This is a genomic window from Aureimonas phyllosphaerae, from assembly GCF_900113065.1.
Taxonomy (GTDB): Bacteria; Pseudomonadota; Alphaproteobacteria; order Rhizobiales; family Rhizobiaceae; genus Aureimonas; species Aureimonas phyllosphaerae.
Window position 1 is genome coordinate 95,397 of the sequence record NZ_FOOA01000001.1, and the last position, 14,993, is coordinate 110,389.

A 14,993-nucleotide genomic window follows, 5' to 3' on the forward strand; every position below is an offset into this window, starting at 1 on the left:
CGAGGGGTTCCGGCAGCCCGGGACGACGCGACGGGTCAATGCGACCGGGCGCCCAGGACGAAGTCGAAGAGCAACTTCACGTTCAGGAGCGCGATGGCCACGGCGATCGCCAACGCCACGCCGGCCAGCCAGCGCGGAGCCACGAGCTCGCCCATCTTGCGACGATCCATCGTGAACATGACCAGCGGGAACACCGCGAACGAGAGCTGGAGGCTGAGGACGACCTGCGTGAGGATCAGGAGGCGGGCGGTGCCGCTCTCGCCGAACCAGATCGTCACCGAGGCCGCTGGGACGATGGCGATGATCCGGGTGATCAGGCGCCGGAGCCAGGGCGCGAGCCGGATGTCGAGGAAGCCCTCCATCACGATCTGCCCGGCCAGCGTCGCCGTGACGGTGGAGTTGATGCCGCAGCACAGGAGCGCGACGCCGAACAGGGTCGGCGCGACGGCGGCCCCGAGGATCGGCGCGAGCAGGCTGTGCGCCTCGCCGAGCTCGGCGATCCCGGTCCGTCCCGTTGTGTGGAAGGCCCCGGCCGCCAGGATCAGTATCGACGCGTTGACGAGGAGCGCGAAGCAGAGCGCGACGGTGGAGTCGATCGTGGCGAAGCGCAGCGCCTGGTGCTTCTCCGGCAGGGTCGTCCCGTAGGCGCGCGTCTGCACGATGCCCGAATGGAGATAGAGGTTGTGGGGCATCACGGTGGCCCCGAGGATTCCGAGCGCGAGGTACAGCATCTCGGGGTTCGACACGATCTCGGTGGTCGGGGCGAACCCGCGGATCACGTCGCCCCAGTTCGGGTCGACCATGGCGATCTGGACGGCGAAGCACACCGCGATGACGCCGAGCAGCGTCACGATCAGCGCCTCGACCCATCGGAAGCCGAGCCGCTGGAGCCATAGGATCAGGAACACGTCGACGGCGGTGATCAGGACGCCGATCTCGAGCGGGATCCCGAACAGGAGGTTGAGGCCGATGGCGGTGCCGATGACCTCCGCGATGTCGGTGGCGACGATGGCGATCTCGGCCAGGAACCAGAGCGGCAGCGCGACGTAGCCCGGGTATGCGTCGCGGCAGGCCTGTGCGAGGTCACGACCCGACGCGATCGCCAGGCGCGCGCAGAGCGACTGCAACACGATCGCCATGACGTTCGACAGGAGCGCGACGAAGAGCAGGGTGTAGCCGAAGGCCGAGCCCCCGGCGATCGACGTCGCCCAGTTGCCGGGATCCATGTAGCCGACGGCAACGAGGTAGCCCGGACCGAGGAAGGCCGCCGCCTTGCGCCATGGCGGCGCGTTGCGGTCGACGCGGACGGTGCGGTGCACGTCGAGGAGCGATCCGTCCCCGCGGTCCCGCTTCCACCCCGCCTCGTCCGTGCATTCGTTCGAACCAGACATCGTTCCGCGCCCCACTCCGAGATCGCGTAGAGTTGTTCCTCAGCACATGGTTTGTCCAGTAGCAAACTTTGTGCCCGGAGCCGATTTCCGCTAGATGAGGGAGACGGAGGACGGCGGATGACGGGCGGGATCGACGGAACGGATGCGGCAACGACGGCGGCGCGGTTCGCGCGCGTGCGCAAGGCCAACCAGTCGGAGCTGTCGGAGGACTACGTCGAGATGATCGACGACCTGATCGCGGAGCGCGGCGAGGCAAGGGCGGCCGACCTCGCCGAGCGCTTCGGCGTCTCCCCCGGCACTGTCGCCCGTACCGTGCAGCGGCTAGCCCGGGACGGTCTGGTCAGCTCCGAGCCGTACCGGGCAATCTTCCTGACGGCAGAGGGCAAGGAACTCGCCGAACGGGTCAGGGCGCGGCACCGCCTGGTCGTCGACTTCCTGAAGGCGATCGGCGTGGCGCCCGCGTCGGCGGAGATGGATGCCGAGGGGATCGAGCACCATGTCGGGAAGGACACGCTCGACGCCTTCCGCAGGTTCCTGACGCGCTGAGGGTTACGCACGGCGGGACGTCCGATCCGGAGCGACGGCGCGGGGCCGCCCGGGCCTTGCCGCCTCAGCGCTCCGCGTCCGCCGGATCCTCGGCCAGCGCTTCGGGCCGGCTGACGGGCACGGCGTCCATCGACGTCTCGACGGAGAGGCCCTTCGTCCCGAGCCGCTTGAGCATGTCGCGATACCGCGGGTGCATCCCGCCGTCGACGTAGGACATCGGCATGCCCGCCCGGCCCTCGGACAACAGGGACTGGAGCAACCTGTCGTCCCTCTCGCGCTTGGCGGCCACCTCGGGCGCGACGCGCGTCTCGAGCGGCGGGCAAGAGGCCGCCGGATCGATCGGCTGGCGGTCCTTGCGCCGCGCGTCGAACACGTAACGCCCGCCGCAGGCAGCGACCTCGGGCTCCCTCCGCGTCACCTCGAAGATGTCGTACCCGAGCTTCAGGTTGCGCCAGAACGCAATGTTCGGGTCGCTCCGGTGGCGCGCCATCTGCTCGGCGGTCATCCGGAATGGGAAGGACTGAACCTGGAAGTCGCCCTGGCCGAGCGCGAAAGCCCTCTCCGCGTCGGCGTAGACCTCGCCGACGCCCTCGTCGGTCATCGCGAAGCACCCGGACGACGAGCAGGCCCCGTGCACCATCAGCGAGTCGCCCGTGTAGCCGAGCGACTTCTCGAGCGGGTTGGGGTAACCGAGGTTGAAGGAGCGGTGGTACTTCGAGTTCGGGTTCATCAGCGCCCGGGTGACCCGGTAGAAGCCCTCGGGCGCCTGGCGGTCGCCGTTCGTCTTCTTGGGACCGAGCTTTCCGGACCATCGGCAGAGCGGATGGGTCTTGTGCGGGGCGTAGCGACCGTCCGCGCCGAGCTTCCAGACCTCGAGTTCGCTCTCCTCCTTGAAGATGCGCACCAGGATCGAGCCTGGCGGACGGGCCTTCGCCTCGGCGTAGGCCGTGGGCACGAGGTCCTTGTAGGTCTCATCCGACACCGACATGCAGCCGCCCATGGACGCGAGACCGAGAAGGGCGACGGCCAGCGCTGCTCGTCGCGTGGCGGTGCGGGCGCGGCGTCGTGCGGGAAGGTGCATCTCGTTCCGAGGGTTGGTCGTGGCGGGTCTCCGTCCATCATCGACGGCCGGGCTGTCGCGGGGATGACCCGGGGCCGCAACCGTCGCGGCCGCCAAGAGACGCCTCGATCCGGCGGAAGTGAGGCGACCGCAGCCGTCGGTCCTCAATGCGTCTCGTGCAGGCACTCGCCGTGATCGCCGAGGACCTCGATCACCCGGCACTCCGCGACCGAATGGTTCGAGCAGTTCGTCATCCGCGCGATCTCCGCACGCAGCGCCGTCAGCCGGGCGATCTTGTGGTCGATGTCGGCGAGATGCGCGGCGGCGATCCGGTCGGCGCTCTCGCACGGACGGTCCGGCTCCCCGGCCAGCGCCAGGAGTTCGCGGATGGGCTCGATCTCGAAGCCGAGCTCGCGGGCGTGCCGGATGAAGCGCAGGCGGCTGAGGTCGCCCGCGTCGTAGAGGCGGCGGTTGCCCTCCGTCCGCGGCGGCGCGGCCAAAAGGCCGATCTGCTCGTAGTACCGGATCGTCGGCACCTTGATGCCGCTCGCGCGCGACGCCTCGCCGATCGGAACGCCTTGCGTCATTTTTCCTCTTGCTCCTCTAGCCGCTAGAGGAAGTACGCCTCTCCCGACACGCACGCAAGGAGAGCGCCATGAGCGCCGTCATGAACGAGAGCCGCTACAGGGTCACCGGGATGGACTGCGCGGCTTGCGGGAACAAAGTCGATACCGCCATCCGTCGCCTCCCGGGCGTGGAGGACGTCTCCGTGTCCGTATCCGCCGGGACGGTGAGGGTCAGCCACGCCGACGGCTTCGACACTGCCGCCGTCGTCCGCCAGGTCCGCAACCTTGGCTACGGCGCGGAGCCGGCCGGGGGCCATGCGGCAGCCGCCGACGGGCATCCGTCCGCTTCCCACAGCGCCGGCGGCCACGACCATGCGGGCCACACCCACGACGACCTCGGCGAGGCGGGCAAGCCGTGGTGGCGGACGCGCAAGGCGGGCCTCACCGCCGCCTGCGGCGTTGCCCTCTTGGCCGCCTACGTCCTCGGGCATGCGGTCCCCTCGCTCGAGCGGCCCGCGTTCCTCGCGGCGCTCGCCATCGGCCTGGTGCCCGTCGCGTGGCGGGCCATCACGGCCGCCCGGTTCGGAACGCCGTTCTCGATCGAGGCGCTGATGTCGATCGCCGCCGTCGGCGCCGTGTTCATCGGGGCCGAGGAGGAGGCCGCCGCCGTGGTTCTGCTGTTCCTGGTCGGCGAGATGCTGGAAGGGGTCGCTGCCGGGCGCGCGAGGGCGAGCATCCAGGGACTGACCGCATTGGTGCCGAAGACCGCGATCGTCGAGGCGAACGGCGAGACCTCCGAGGTGGCCGCCGACAGCCTCGCCGTCGGCACGGTCATCCTCGTCAGGCCCGGCGACCGCGTCCCGGCCGATGGCGCGGTCGTCGAGGGGTCGGGCGAGGTCGACGAGGCCCCGGTCACGGGCGAGAGCGTCCCTAAGCGCAAGGTCGTCGGTGATCCTGTCTTCGCGGGCACGATCAACGCCGGGGGCGTGCTGCGCGTCCGGGTGACCGCCGCGGCGGCCGACAACACGATCGCGCGCGTCGTCCGCCTCGTCGAGGAGGCCCAGGAGGCGAAGTCGCCGACCGAGCGCTTCATCGACCGCTTCTCCAAGGTCTACACGCCCGCGGTCCTCGTGGTCGGCTTGGCTGTCGCCGTCGTGCCGCCTCTGGCCTTCGGGGCGGACTGGAGCGAGTGGATCTACAAGGGCCTCGCGATCCTGCTGATCGGCTGCCCCTGCGCGCTGGTCATCTCCACCCCAGCGGCCATTGCGGCCGGCCTGTCGGCGGGCGCCCGGCGCGGGCTCCTGATGAAGGGCGGCGCGGTGCTCGAGAGCCTCGGCCGGATCACCGCCGTCGCCTTCGACAAGACGGGCACGCTGACCGCGGGCAAGCCCGTCGTGACCGACATCGTGGCGGGCAGCCGCTCGGCCGCGCAGGTCCTGTCGCTGGCAGCCGCGCTCGAGAAGGGATCGAGCCATCCGCTGGCGGTCGCGATCCTCGAGCGTGCGAAGGCGGAAAGGGTGCCGACCCCGCCCTCGTTCGACGCGAACGCAGTGGCCGGCGAAGGCGTCGAGGGTGGGGTCGGCGGGGAGCGGGTGTTCCTCGGGTCGCCGCAGGCGGCCGGGAGGCGCGTGGTCCTCGCGCCCGAACAGGAGGCCGCGATCGCGGCGCTGAACGCGGACGGCAAGACCGTGTCCGTGGTCGTGGTCGGCGGGGCCGTCGCCGGGTTCATCGCGATGCGCGACGAGGCCCGGCCGGATGCCGTGGCGGGCCTGGCAGCCCTGAAGGCATCCGGCGTCCGGGCCGTCATGCTGACGGGCGACAACAGGCGCACGGCCGAGGCGGTGGCGGCAGGTCTCGGCATCGAGGCACGGGCGGAGCTCCTGCCGCAGGACAAGCAGCGCATCGTGCGCGAACTCCAGTCCGAAGGGCTCGTCGTTGCCAAGGTCGGCGACGGCATCAACGACGCGCCGGCGCTGGCGGCCGCAGACGTCGGCATCGCCATGGGCGGCGGCACCGACGTGGCGCTGGAGACCGCGGACGCGGCGGTGCTCCACGGCCGGGTGAAGGACATCCCCGACATGATCGCGTTGTCCAAGGCGACCATGGGCAACATCCGGACGAACATCGCCATCGCCCTCGGCCTGAAGGCTGTCTTCCTGGTGACCACCGTCCTCGGCATCACGGGCCTATGGCCGGCGATCCTCGCCGACACGGGCGCGACGGTCCTCGTGACCGCCAACGCCATGCGGCTCCTCGGCTGGAAGCCCCGGTGAGCGCCGCCGCCGACGACCTCCTTCGCATCGGGCCGGCGATCGTCCTCGCCGTCACCGTGGCGTGGCTTGCGCTCGCCACCCGTCGGACGTCCCGGGAGATCGGCGGGCGTGCCTATGGCTTCGGGAGGAGTCCCCGCCAGACGCTGGCGCGCGTCCTGTTCGGCGCGACCGTCGTGGGCGGTCTCGCGGCCCTCGGGCTCCATGCGGCGGGGAGCGCGTCGGCCGCGATCGCACCGCTCGCGGGCGAGGCCTACGCCGTCCGTCTGTCCGGTCTGGCGCTGGCCGTCGCGGGGCAGGTCCTGACGGTCGTGGCCCGGAGCGGGATGGGCCGACGCTGGCGGGTCGGCATCCCGGACGAGGCGCCTGACGCCCTGGTCACGACGGGTTTATTTGGCCTCAGCCGCAACCCCGTGTTCCTCGGGATGCTCGCGATGGCGGCAGGGCTCGCGGTGGCCGTGCCGTCCCCGGCGATGATCGGCTGCGCGCTGGCCTTCTGGGTCGCCTGCGAGGTCCAAGTCCGGGACGAGGAGCGCTTCCTCGAACACTCGTTCGGCCCCGCATACACCGCATACCGAAGCGCCGTGCGGCGCTGGATCTGACATGGAACAGGAGTGACCCCATGGGACGCAGACCGACGACGATCATCGCCGGGGCGCTCGCGCTCCTCACCGTACCCGCGTTCGCAGCCGAGACCGTCGACGTGTTCTCGACGTCGGGCTGCGGCTGCTGCATCGGCTGGATGAAGCACCTCGAGGAGGCAGGGTTCGAGGTCTCGAACGAGAACCTCGCCATGGCGGACCTCTACGCCAAGAAGACGGGCGCCGGACTGAAGCCGGGCCAGACCTCCTGCCACACGGGCTTCGTCGGCGGCTACGTCGTCGAGGGCCATGTCCCGGCAGCCGAGGTGAAGCGCCTGCTCGCCGAGAAGCCGGACGCGATCGGGCTCGCCGTTCCCGACATGCCTGCGGGAAGCCCGGGCATGGGGACCAGCGACGAACCCTACGAGGTGCTCCTAGTCGCCCGCGACGGCACGTCGACGGTGTTCGCACGGTACCCGAAGTGAGGTTCCTTGCCGCCGCGACCACGCTTGGCCTTGCCGTCCTGCTCGGGCCAGCCAGTGCGCACGAGTTCAAGGCCGGCAGCCTCACGATCGACCATCCGTCCTCCCGCCCGACGCCGCCGAACGCGAAGGTCGGGGTCGGCTACCTCTCGATCCGCAACGACGGGACGGAGCCGGATCGGTTGGTCGGGGGTTCGGCAACCGTCGCCGGCCGCTTCGAGGTCCATGCCTCCACCGTCGAGGACGGCGTCGCCCGCATGCGCCGCGTCGAGGACGGGGTCGTGCTGGAGCCGGGGGCGACCGTCACGCTCGCCTCGGGCGGTACCCACGTCATGCTCCTCGACCTCAAGGAGCCGATCGTGAAGGGCCAGTCCTTCGACGGCACCCTCGTGTTCGAGCGTGCCGGAGCCGTGCCGGTCCGCTTCTCGGTCGAGGGCTTCGGCGCCGGCGCGGCCGCCCCCTCCCACGGGGGACACCAGCCGTGAACCTGCGCACCGTTCGGATCGCGCTCTGGGGCGCGGTGGTCGTCGTCGCCGCGGGCGCCCTCGTCGGCGCGGCATGGACGCTTCCGGGCGGCGTGTCGGCGCCCGCCGCCGGAACCTCGGCGGCCGTGCCGATCGGCGGAGAGTTCGCGCTGGTCGACGAGGACGGGAAGCCGCGGACGTGGTCCGGCTTCCGCGGCAAGCCCGTTGCCGTGTTCTTCGGCTTCACGCATTGCCCCGACATCTGCCCGACGACGCTGGGCGAGCTGTCGGTCCTCCTCGCGGACCTCGGCCCTCGCTCGGACGGTCTCCAGGTCGTGCTCGTCAGCGGGGACCCGGAGCGGGACACGCCGGAGGTCCTGAATGCCTACCTCCAGTCCTTCGACCCGAGGATCTTGGGACTCACGGGCACCGAGGCGGAGGTCGACAGGGCGTTCGACGCCTTCAAGGCCTACCGCCGGAAGGTGCCGACGGAGGGTGGCGACTACACGATCGACCACTCCGCCGGGGTCTACCTCTACGACCGCGACGGCGGCTTCGTCGGCACGCTGGACATGCACGAGGACGCGAGGATCCGGCGGGAGAAGGTGGAACGCCTCCTTGAACGGCCGGGCGACGCAGCCACCCGGGACAGCGGCAGGCGGGCGGCGGAAGCGGGAAACGTCAGCAAGGGGGAGGCCATTGCTACTGGGGCGAACGGCTGATCGACGAAACGGGCCGAGGGGACTGCGCCTCCGCGTCCAACCCGGTCCCGACGCCATCGCAGCCGGACCGAGCCGTTCGAATGCGAACGGTTTTCTCCATCGGAAACCAATCCTCCGCCCGCATCCTGCCGCCGCTTGAAGGCAAGGGACCGGAGCGATCGCATGGCTGGAGACGTCACGGCTGAACCGGACCGCCGCAAGGGCATGCTGCCCGCGTGGATGGTCTCGAAGGGAGGCCTCGCGGCGATAGCGGGCGGAACGCTGCTCCTCGCCTGCTGCGGGGCCTACGCCGCCCTGAGAGGCGACGGCGAGGCCCCGCCGGCAGTGACGGAGGAGAAGGTCGAGATCCCCGTCCCGATGCCCGTGGCGAGCAAGCCGCAGGCGATCAAGGCCGACGCCTACTCCATCGTCTCCGTCTTCGAAGGCGAGGCGTTCCTCGCGACCCCGAACGACCTCGTCCGCGTCGTGGTGGGGGCCGTCGTGCCGGGCCTCGGCACGATCACCTCCGTCGAGACGTTCCCGAACGGGGGTGGCACCGTCGCCGGCACGGAGGCGGTGCTGCGCACGCGCTGAACCGCCCGACGGATCCGGGCGAGCCTTCCTGGCAGGCGCACGGTCGGGAAGGCTCGCGCCGACGGGTCACGCCGACCTAGCGAGCGCCTCGGTGAAGATAGGCGAGAACGGACGCGCCGCCGCGGCGGCCGAGGGCGGGGGATCGTCGTTCCGATCCGTCCACGGCGTCGGCCTGCGGCGCACCAGCCTCGCGACGAGGCGGTTCGTCCGCCGTGCCGCGAGGCTGTCGGCTGTTCCCGATGCCGCGAGTTCCCCGTCCCGGTCGAGCGCCGTCATGGCCTCGAGGATCTCGTCGATCGGGATCACCGCGCCGCTGTCGAGCCGACGGAGCGAAGGCTTGTCCTCGACGGTTCGGCGGTCCGATGCCCACGAGGCCAGCAGCATGCGCTTCTGGCTCTTTGTGAGCCCAGCGGCCGAGACGACCTGGTCGGGATGGTTGAAGGTGTCCGCACCGGGCACCGAGGAGCTTTCAAAGCTTGCGGGCAGTCCGTCGGCGATCCGACCGGTGTCCGTTTCGTATGGGGTTTGCATAGCCACATCCTCCGTTGAGCAACATGGATACGCTGCGCCGCCGCGAGACGTGGCGGCGGCACAGGCCCGTCTCCCGCGAGCCGGGCAATGCCCGATTTGGAAACCGTCGGCAGCGACGTCAAGACGACGGACGTTGGTCTGAAGGAAAGCGTCGCGAAAGACGTTCGCGTGTCCCTTGACCTTCCCATGGTGGGAAGCCCCATCTTCCGGCAAGTCGCAAATTTCCGGGACGAAACCGATGAACCAGACCGTTCCCTCGGAGAAGTTCGGGAAGTCCGCCGGGGTCCTCCGCCTCGACATCGAGGGCATGAGCTGCGCGTCCTGCGTCGGCCGCGTCGAGCGCGCCATCGCGGCGGTGCCGGGCGTCTCCTCCGCGTCCGTGAACCTCGCCGCAGAGCGCGCCGACGTGACTTTCGCGGGCACCGTCGACGGGGCCGCGGTCCTGCATGCGGTCGAGGAGGCCGGCTACGGGGTCCGCCAGGAGACGCGGGAGCTCGGCATCGAGGGCATGAGCTGCGCGTCCTGCGTCGAGCGGGTCGAGCGGGCGATCGCCGCCGTCCCCGGCGTGTCGACCGTCGCGGTGAACCTCGCGACCGAGCGCGCCACGGTGCGTGCGCTTCCCTCCGTGGACATGCGGACGGTCGAGGACGCCGTGCGAGGTGCCGGATACGAGCCGCGCGCCGTCACGGCGCCCGCCGCCGATGCCGAGGACCCGCGCCGGGCCGCCAAGGAGGCGGAGTACGCGCTGCTGCGCCGCGACCTCCTCGTCGCCGCGATCCTCACCGCGCCGCTCTTCGTGCTCGAGATGGGCTCGCACCTCGTCCCCGCCTTTCACGACCTGGTCATGGACCGCATCGGGATGTGGGAGAGCCGCGTCCTCCAGTTCGTCCTCGCCTCGCTCGTGCTGTTCGGCCCCGGCCTGCGCTTCCTGCGCAAGGGACTGCCCGCGCTGGCGCGCCTCGCGCCCGACATGAACTCGCTGGTTGCCGTCGGCACGCTCGCGGCCTGGGGCTACTCCGTCGTCGCCACCTTCCTGCCCGGCGCGCTGCCCGCCGGGACGGCGAACGTCTACTTCGAGGCGGCCGCCGTCATCGTCACGCTGATCCTCCTCGGACGCCTCCTCGAGGCGCGGGCCAAGGGCCGGACGGGCGAGGCGATCAAGCGCCTGGTCGGGCTGCGCCCCAAGACGGCGCGGGTCGCGCGCGGCAGTGGATTCGCCGAGGTGCCGCTGGATGCGGTCGTGGTCGGGGACACCGTCGAGGTGCGCCCCGGGGAGCGGGTGCCGGTGGACGGGACGGTGCTCTCCGGCTCGTCCTTCGTCGACGAGTCCATGATCACGGGTGAGCCCGTTCCCGTCTCCAAGGAGGGCGGCGCGTCCGTGGTCGGCGGCACGATCAACAAGACCGGCAGCTTCACCTACCGCGCCGACCGCGTCGGCGGGGACACGGTGCTGGCGCAGATCATCCGCATGGTCGAGGAGGCGCAGGGCGGCAAGCTGCCGATCCAAGCGCTCGTGGACCGCGTGACGCGCTGGTTCGTCCCCGCGGTGATGGCCGCCGCCGCGCTAACCTTCCTCGTGTGGATGGTCCTCGGACCCGACCCGGCGCTCGGTTTCGCCCTCGTGAACGCGGTCGCAGTCCTCATCATCGCCTGTCCCTGCGCGATGGGCCTCGCGACGCCGACCTCGGTCATGGTCGGAACGGGACGCGCGGCCGAGCTTGGCGTGCTCTTCCGGCGCGGCGAGGCCTTGCAGTCCCTGCGCGAAGTCGACGTGGTCGCCCTCGACAAGACCGGGACGCTGACGGAAGGCCGCCCCGAACTGACGGACCTCGTCCTCGCGGACGGTTTCGGTCGCGGCGACGTGCTGGGTCTCGTCGCCTCCGTCGAGGCGAAGTCGGAGCACCCGATCGCCGCCGCCATCGTCGCGGCGGCGAAGGCGGAGGACGTGCCCGTCTCGCCCGTCGACCGCTTCGAGGCAGTCCCCGGGTTCGGCGTGGAGGCCACCGTCGGCGGGCGCGCCGTCGCCGTCGGGGCGGACCGCCTCATGACGCACCTCGGCCTGGATCCGTCCGCGTTCGCCGCCGAGGCGGAACGGCTGTCGCTGGAGGGCAAGTCACCCCTCTACGCCTCCGTCGACGGACGCCTCGCGGCGCTGGTCGTCGTATCGGATCCCGTGAAGGCGACGAGCGCCGCCGCGATCGGGGCGCTCCACGGCCTCGGGCTGCGCGTCGCCATGGTGACGGGCGACAACGAACGGACCGCCAAGGCGGTCGCCGCCCGTCTCGGCATCGACGAGGTGTTCGCCGAGGTCCTGCCGGAGGGCAAGGTCACGGTCGTCCAGAGCCTCGGGCTGTCGGGCAAGGTCGCCTTCGTCGGCGACGGCATCAACGACGCCCCGGCGCTCGCCGCGGCGGACGTGGGCCTCGCTGTCGGCACGGGCACCGACGTCGCGATCGAGAGCGCTGATGTGGTGCTGATGTCCGGCGACCTCAACGCCGTCGTCACGGCCATCGCCGTCTCGAGGGCGACGATCCGGAACATCCGGCAGAACCTGTTCTGGGCCTTCGCCTACAACGTCGTCCTCGTCCCCGTCGCGGCCGGCTTGCTCTACCCGCTGAACGGCACGCTCCTGTCGCCGGCGCTGGCGGCGGGCGCCATGGCGCTGTCCAGCGTCTTCGTGCTCGGCAACGCGTTGCGCCTGCGGCGCTTCTCCGCCGTGGTCGCGGCACCGCCCGTCGACCCCTCAACCCGGGAGGTGACCCATGAACATCGGTGAAGCCGCCAAGGCCTCGGGCGTCAGCGCCAAGATGATCCGCCACTACGAGGCGGCGGGGCTCATCCCGGCGGCCGAGCGCGCCGAATCCGGCTACCGCATGTATTCGTCGGCCGACGTGTCGACGCTGCGCTTCATCCGAAGGGCCCGCGACCTGAACTTCTCCATGGAGAGGATCGGGCATCTGCTTGCCCTGTGGCGCGATCGCGGCCGCGCCAGCGCCGACGTGAAGCGCATCGCGTTGGAACAGGTCGAGATGCTCGAGGCCCGCATGCGCGAGCTGGAGGAGATGGCGGGCACGCTCCGCCACCTCGCCCGCAACTGCCATGGGGACGACCGACCCGACTGCCCGATCATCGGCAGCCTTGCCGACGGGGCCGCCCCGGAGGCGGCATCGCAGCCACGCCGCCGTGCGTCGCGGGCGCTGACGAAGGTCGGGGGGATCCGATGAACCCGGCCCTTGACCTTCCAACGATGGAAACCCCCATCTTCCCCGGAAAGGAGACTGCCATGCTGAAGCTGAAGGTGCAGGACATGAGCTGCGGCCACTGCGCGTCGACCGTGCGGAAGGCCGTGACGTCGGTCGACCCGGCCGCCGAGGTGACCGTCGACCTGCCGTCGGGCACGGTCACCGTCGAGAGCGCGGCCAGCGAGGCCAGCATCGGGGAGGCCATCAGGGCCGCGGGCTATCGGAACGAAACGTTAACTGCTTGACCCTTTTCGTCGGCTTGTGCCTCCCCAAATTCCGGCGGGGGGATGACGCCGATCCCCTTCGAGCCCAAATTCGGCTCGATTTCGCTGACTTGAATCCTGCCCCGTCCCTCGGAGATCCATAGGCCCGCATGTCGTTCGTCCTGAACAAGATGGCATCGCTGTTCGCGACCCTCGTGGTCGTCGGCATCGTGCTGTTCTGTTCGTCGGCGGCGCAGGCCCATGCCAACCACGACGCCCCTGCCGTCCGGGCTGCCGCCGAGGCCGTTGCCACGACCGATGCCGTGGACGAACCCGCAGATGGCGCCAGCACGCGCGAGTTGGCCGCCGCGAAGGACGCGAAGGACAGTCCCGTCGATTCCGGCCTGGCAGGCTCCTGCTGCGGCAAGGGCATGTCCAACTGCATGACGGCCGCGGTCGCCAACCCCTCGTGGACGCTCCCTGCGGCCCGTCCCGCTGGGCATGGCCGCCCGCTGGAGCCGAACGCCATCCACGGCGCCGTCGTCGACGGTCCGGTCCGGCCTCCCCGAGCCCTCGTCTGACATTCTGAACGGGCGCGTCCGCGCGCCCCGAGCGATGTTCCAGACCGTGGGCTTACCCCGTGACCCTCCGTATCCTGACCGCGGCCGTGATGGCCGTCATGGCGCTTGCCGCGCCTTCATCCGCCCATGAGGGCCACGACCACGGCGGGCCACCGCCGCCGACAGCCTCGGCGCAAGCGGCCCCCCGTGCCGAGGCGCAGAGCGCGCTGTTCGAGTTCGTCGCCGTGGCGCGCGGCAACGCCCTCGAGATCCACCTCGACCGCTTCGACACCAACGAGCCCGTCGTCGGGGCAACGATCGAGATCGACACGCCCGCCGGCCCGGCGACGGCAGCCGCGGACAGGGACCTATACCGCCTGGAGGCGGACTGGGTCCGGCAGCCGGGCGCCCACGACCTCATCGCGACGGTCACTAGCGGAACCGACGTCGACTTCCTCACCACGACCCTCACCATCCCCGAGGCGCCCGCGCCGGTAGTGACGGCGGGCGGCGGCTGGCTCGTCGGCTCGGCGCTCGCGACCGAGGTGCGGGAGGCCCTGGCGGTCGACCTGAAGGGGCGGCTGTCGCGCAACGACCCCGCCCTCCTCGCCGTCGGTGCCCTCGGCTTCGCCCTCGGCGTCCTCGCGATGGCCCTCCTTCGCCGGAAGGTCCTGCTCGCGGCCGGCACGGCGACGGCCCTCGTCCTCCTGTTCGGCGGATCGCTCGCCCTCGCGCACGAGGGGCACGACCACGGGACGCCCCCGGCAGCCATGCCGACGGCGGCGGGCGGCGCCGGGGCGCGGGACCTGGCGCAACGCCTTCCCGACGGATCCGTGTTCGTGCCGAAACCCTCCCAGCGGATCCTCGCGATCCGCACGGTAAAGACCGCTCCCGCCGACCATCGCCGCAGCGTCGAGATGCCGGGCCGCGTGATCCCCGACCCGAACGCCAGCGGCTACGTGCAGGCCTCCGTCGCCGGGCGGCTCGCCCCGCCGCCCGGGGGCTTCCCACGTCTCGGCTCGAGGGTCGAGGCGGGGGACGTCCTCGCCTACGTCGCGTCGGCGATCCAGACGATCGACCAGTCGGACCTCCAGCAGCGGCTCAGCGAACTCGATCAGGCGATCTCGATCGCCGAGCAGCGGGTGCGTCGGTCCGAGACGCTGGTGAGGAGCGGCGCGATCGCGAAGACGACGCTCGACGAGACGAGGATCGAGCTCGAGGGCCTGCGCGACCGCCGGACCGCGATCGACCAGGTCCAGGTGAAGCCCGAGGCGCTCGTCGCCCCCGTGTCGGGCGTGGTCGCCGCGGCCAACGCCGTCGCGGGGCAGATGGCCGAGAGCAACGCCGTCGTCTTCCACATCGTCGATCCCGCCCGCCTCTGGGTCGAGGCGCTGGCCTACGGCTCCTCCGGGGCGTTCTCGGACGCCTCGGCGACGGGCGGGGGCACGCAGGCCCTCGCGCTGCGGTTCGAGGGCGCCGGGTTCGCCGACCGTTCGCAGGCGCTCCCCGTTCAGTTCTCGATCGAGGGCGGCGCGAAGGGGCTCCGCCTCGGCCAGATGCTGACGGTGCTCGCGCGGACCGAGGAGACGCAGACGGGCGTCGCGCTGCCGCGCACGAGCGTCCTGCGCGGCTCCAACGGCCAGGACATCGTGTTCCTCCACACCGGGGCCGAACGCTTCGAGCCGAGGGAGGTCCGCGTCCTGCCGCTCGACGGCGATCGCGTCCTCGTCGCCGCGGGGATCGATGCGGGCAGCCGCGTCGTGACCGAGGGCGCCGAACTCCTCAACCAGATCCGTTGAGGC

16 protein-coding genes are annotated in these 14,993 nt (G+C 71.2%); 12 read left to right on the forward strand and 4 right to left on the reverse strand.

The features are described from left to right. Positions 1-35 precede the first annotated feature (35 nt). Entirely contained in the window at positions 36-1,391 is a 1,356-nt protein-coding gene (locus BM175_RS00480) for an Nramp family divalent metal transporter (RefSeq protein ID WP_061934846.1), read from the reverse strand. Between the two features lie 117 nt (positions 1,392-1,508). On the opposite strand from BM175_RS00480, the gene mntR reads away from it, so the two are divergent. Beyond that, complete coding sequence (gene mntR / locus BM175_RS00485) at positions 1,509-1,937, forward strand: manganese-binding transcriptional regulator MntR (RefSeq protein ID WP_061934848.1); 429 nt, start codon at positions 1,509-1,511, stop codon at positions 1,935-1,937. A 64-nt stretch (positions 1,938-2,001) separates the two neighbouring features. On the opposite strand, the gene BM175_RS00490 is transcribed toward mntR, so the two are convergent. Both BM175_RS00490 and BM175_RS00495 read right to left on the reverse strand, forming a co-directional pair. Next, complete coding sequence (locus BM175_RS00490) at positions 2,002-3,018, reverse strand: L,D-transpeptidase family protein (protein WP_061934850.1); 1,017 nt, start codon at positions 3,016-3,018, stop codon at positions 2,002-2,004. A gap of 143 nt (positions 3,019-3,161) precedes the next feature. Next, on the reverse strand, positions 3,162-3,584 hold the full coding sequence (locus tag BM175_RS00495; RefSeq protein WP_061934852.1) for a MerR family transcriptional regulator: 423 nt from the start codon (positions 3,582-3,584) through the stop codon (positions 3,162-3,164). Between the two features lie 68 nt (positions 3,585-3,652). Here BM175_RS00495 and BM175_RS00500 point away from each other — a divergent pair, with 68 nt between their 5' ends. The 6 genes from BM175_RS00500 (at position 3,653) to BM175_RS00525 (ending at position 8,655) form a co-directional block, all read left to right on the forward strand. Then, complete coding sequence (locus BM175_RS00500) at positions 3,653-5,836, forward strand: heavy metal translocating P-type ATPase (protein WP_061934854.1); 2,184 nt, start codon at positions 3,653-3,655, stop codon at positions 5,834-5,836. Beyond that, positions 5,833-6,435 carry a methyltransferase family protein gene (locus BM175_RS00505; protein ID WP_061934856.1) on the forward strand — a complete coding sequence of 201 codons (603 nt, stop codon included), beginning with the start codon at positions 5,833-5,835 and terminating at the stop codon, positions 6,433-6,435. Before BM175_RS00500 ends, BM175_RS00505 begins: the two co-directional genes overlap by 4 nt. Before the next feature lie 20 nt (positions 6,436-6,455). Then, a complete protein-coding gene (locus BM175_RS00510; protein ID WP_061934858.1) occupies positions 6,456-6,899 on the forward strand; it encodes a DUF411 domain-containing protein in 444 nt (147 codons plus the stop codon). Further along, positions 6,896-7,381, forward strand: a complete 486-nt coding sequence (locus tag BM175_RS00515) for a copper chaperone PCu(A)C (RefSeq protein ID WP_061934860.1) — start codon at positions 6,896-6,898, stop codon at positions 7,379-7,381. The genes BM175_RS00510 and BM175_RS00515 overlap by 4 nt, the downstream gene beginning before the upstream one ends. Continuing rightward, positions 7,378-8,082, forward strand: a complete 705-nt coding sequence (locus BM175_RS00520; RefSeq protein WP_244492575.1) for an SCO family protein — start codon at positions 7,378-7,380, stop codon at positions 8,080-8,082. Before BM175_RS00515 ends, BM175_RS00520 begins: the two co-directional genes overlap by 4 nt. Positions 8,083-8,244: 162 nt before the next feature. Beyond that, positions 8,245-8,655: a hypothetical protein gene (locus tag BM175_RS00525; protein ID WP_061934863.1), complete on the forward strand. Its 411-nt coding sequence runs from the start codon at positions 8,245-8,247 to the stop codon at positions 8,653-8,655. A gap of 66 nt (positions 8,656-8,721) precedes the next feature. Here BM175_RS00525 and BM175_RS00530 read toward each other — a convergent pair whose 3' ends face one another. Continuing rightward, complete coding sequence (locus BM175_RS00530; protein WP_061934865.1) at positions 8,722-9,186, reverse strand: hypothetical protein; 465 nt, start codon at positions 9,184-9,186, stop codon at positions 8,722-8,724. A 238-nt stretch (positions 9,187-9,424) separates the two neighbouring features. On the opposite strand from BM175_RS00530, the gene BM175_RS00535 reads away from it, so the two are divergent. The 5 genes from BM175_RS00535 (at position 9,425) to BM175_RS00555 (ending at position 14,990) form a co-directional block, all read left to right on the forward strand. Then, on the forward strand, positions 9,425-11,962 hold the full coding sequence (locus BM175_RS00535) for a heavy metal translocating P-type ATPase (RefSeq protein ID WP_061934867.1): 2,538 nt from the start codon (positions 9,425-9,427) through the stop codon (positions 11,960-11,962). Continuing rightward, entirely contained in the window at positions 11,949-12,410 is a 462-nt protein-coding gene (cueR, locus tag BM175_RS00540; protein ID WP_061934869.1) for a Cu(I)-responsive transcriptional regulator, read from the forward strand. The genes BM175_RS00535 and cueR overlap by 14 nt, the downstream gene beginning before the upstream one ends. A gap of 59 nt (positions 12,411-12,469) precedes the next feature. Further along, positions 12,470-12,673 (forward strand): heavy-metal-associated domain-containing protein, encoded by a 204-nt coding sequence (locus BM175_RS00545; protein WP_061934966.1) that lies wholly within the window; start codon positions 12,470-12,472, stop codon positions 12,671-12,673. A 128-nt stretch (positions 12,674-12,801) separates the two neighbouring features. Beyond that, complete coding sequence (locus BM175_RS00550; RefSeq protein ID WP_061934870.1) at positions 12,802-13,212, forward strand: hypothetical protein; 411 nt, start codon at positions 12,802-12,804, stop codon at positions 13,210-13,212. A gap of 89 nt (positions 13,213-13,301) precedes the next feature. Further along, positions 13,302-14,990 (forward strand): efflux RND transporter periplasmic adaptor subunit, encoded by a 1,689-nt coding sequence (locus BM175_RS00555; protein WP_061934967.1) that lies wholly within the window; start codon positions 13,302-13,304, stop codon positions 14,988-14,990. Positions 14,991-14,993 lie beyond the last annotated feature (3 nt).

Bases quoted from the DNA above. Each gene is read 5' to 3' on its own strand.
- BM175_RS00480 (WP_061934846.1), bottom strand. From the start codon at position 1,391: ATGTCTGGTTCGAACGAATGCACGGACGAGGCGGGGTGGAAGCGGGAC.
- BM175_RS00525 (WP_061934863.1), top strand. From the start codon at position 8,245: ATGGCTGGAGACGTCACGGCTGAACCGGACCGCCGCAAGGGCATGCTG.
- BM175_RS00545 (WP_061934966.1), top strand. From the start codon at position 12,470: ATGCTGAAGCTGAAGGTGCAGGACATGAGCTGCGGCCACTGCGCGTCG.
- cueR (WP_061934869.1), top strand. From the start codon at position 11,949: ATGAACATCGGTGAAGCCGCCAAGGCCTCGGGCGTCAGCGCCAAGATG.
- mntR (WP_061934848.1), top strand. From the start codon at position 1,509: ATGACGGGCGGGATCGACGGAACGGATGCGGCAACGACGGCGGCGCGG.
- BM175_RS00500 (WP_061934854.1), top strand. From the start codon at position 3,653: ATGAGCGCCGTCATGAACGAGAGCCGCTACAGGGTCACCGGGATGGAC.
- BM175_RS00555 (WP_061934967.1), top strand. From the start codon at position 13,302: ATGGCCGTCATGGCGCTTGCCGCGCCTTCATCCGCCCATGAGGGCCAC.
- BM175_RS00530 (WP_061934865.1), bottom strand. From the start codon at position 9,186: ATGCAAACCCCATACGAAACGGACACCGGTCGGATCGCCGACGGACTG.
- BM175_RS00490 (WP_061934850.1), bottom strand. From the start codon at position 3,018: ATGCACCTTCCCGCACGACGCCGCGCCCGCACCGCCACGCGACGAGCA.
- BM175_RS00495 (WP_061934852.1), bottom strand. From the start codon at position 3,584: ATGACGCAAGGCGTTCCGATCGGCGAGGCGTCGCGCGCGAGCGGCATC.
- BM175_RS00550 (WP_061934870.1), top strand. From the start codon at position 12,802: ATGTCGTTCGTCCTGAACAAGATGGCATCGCTGTTCGCGACCCTCGTG.
- BM175_RS00510 (WP_061934858.1), top strand. From the start codon at position 6,456: ATGGGACGCAGACCGACGACGATCATCGCCGGGGCGCTCGCGCTCCTC.
- BM175_RS00535 (WP_061934867.1), top strand. From the start codon at position 9,425: ATGAACCAGACCGTTCCCTCGGAGAAGTTCGGGAAGTCCGCCGGGGTC.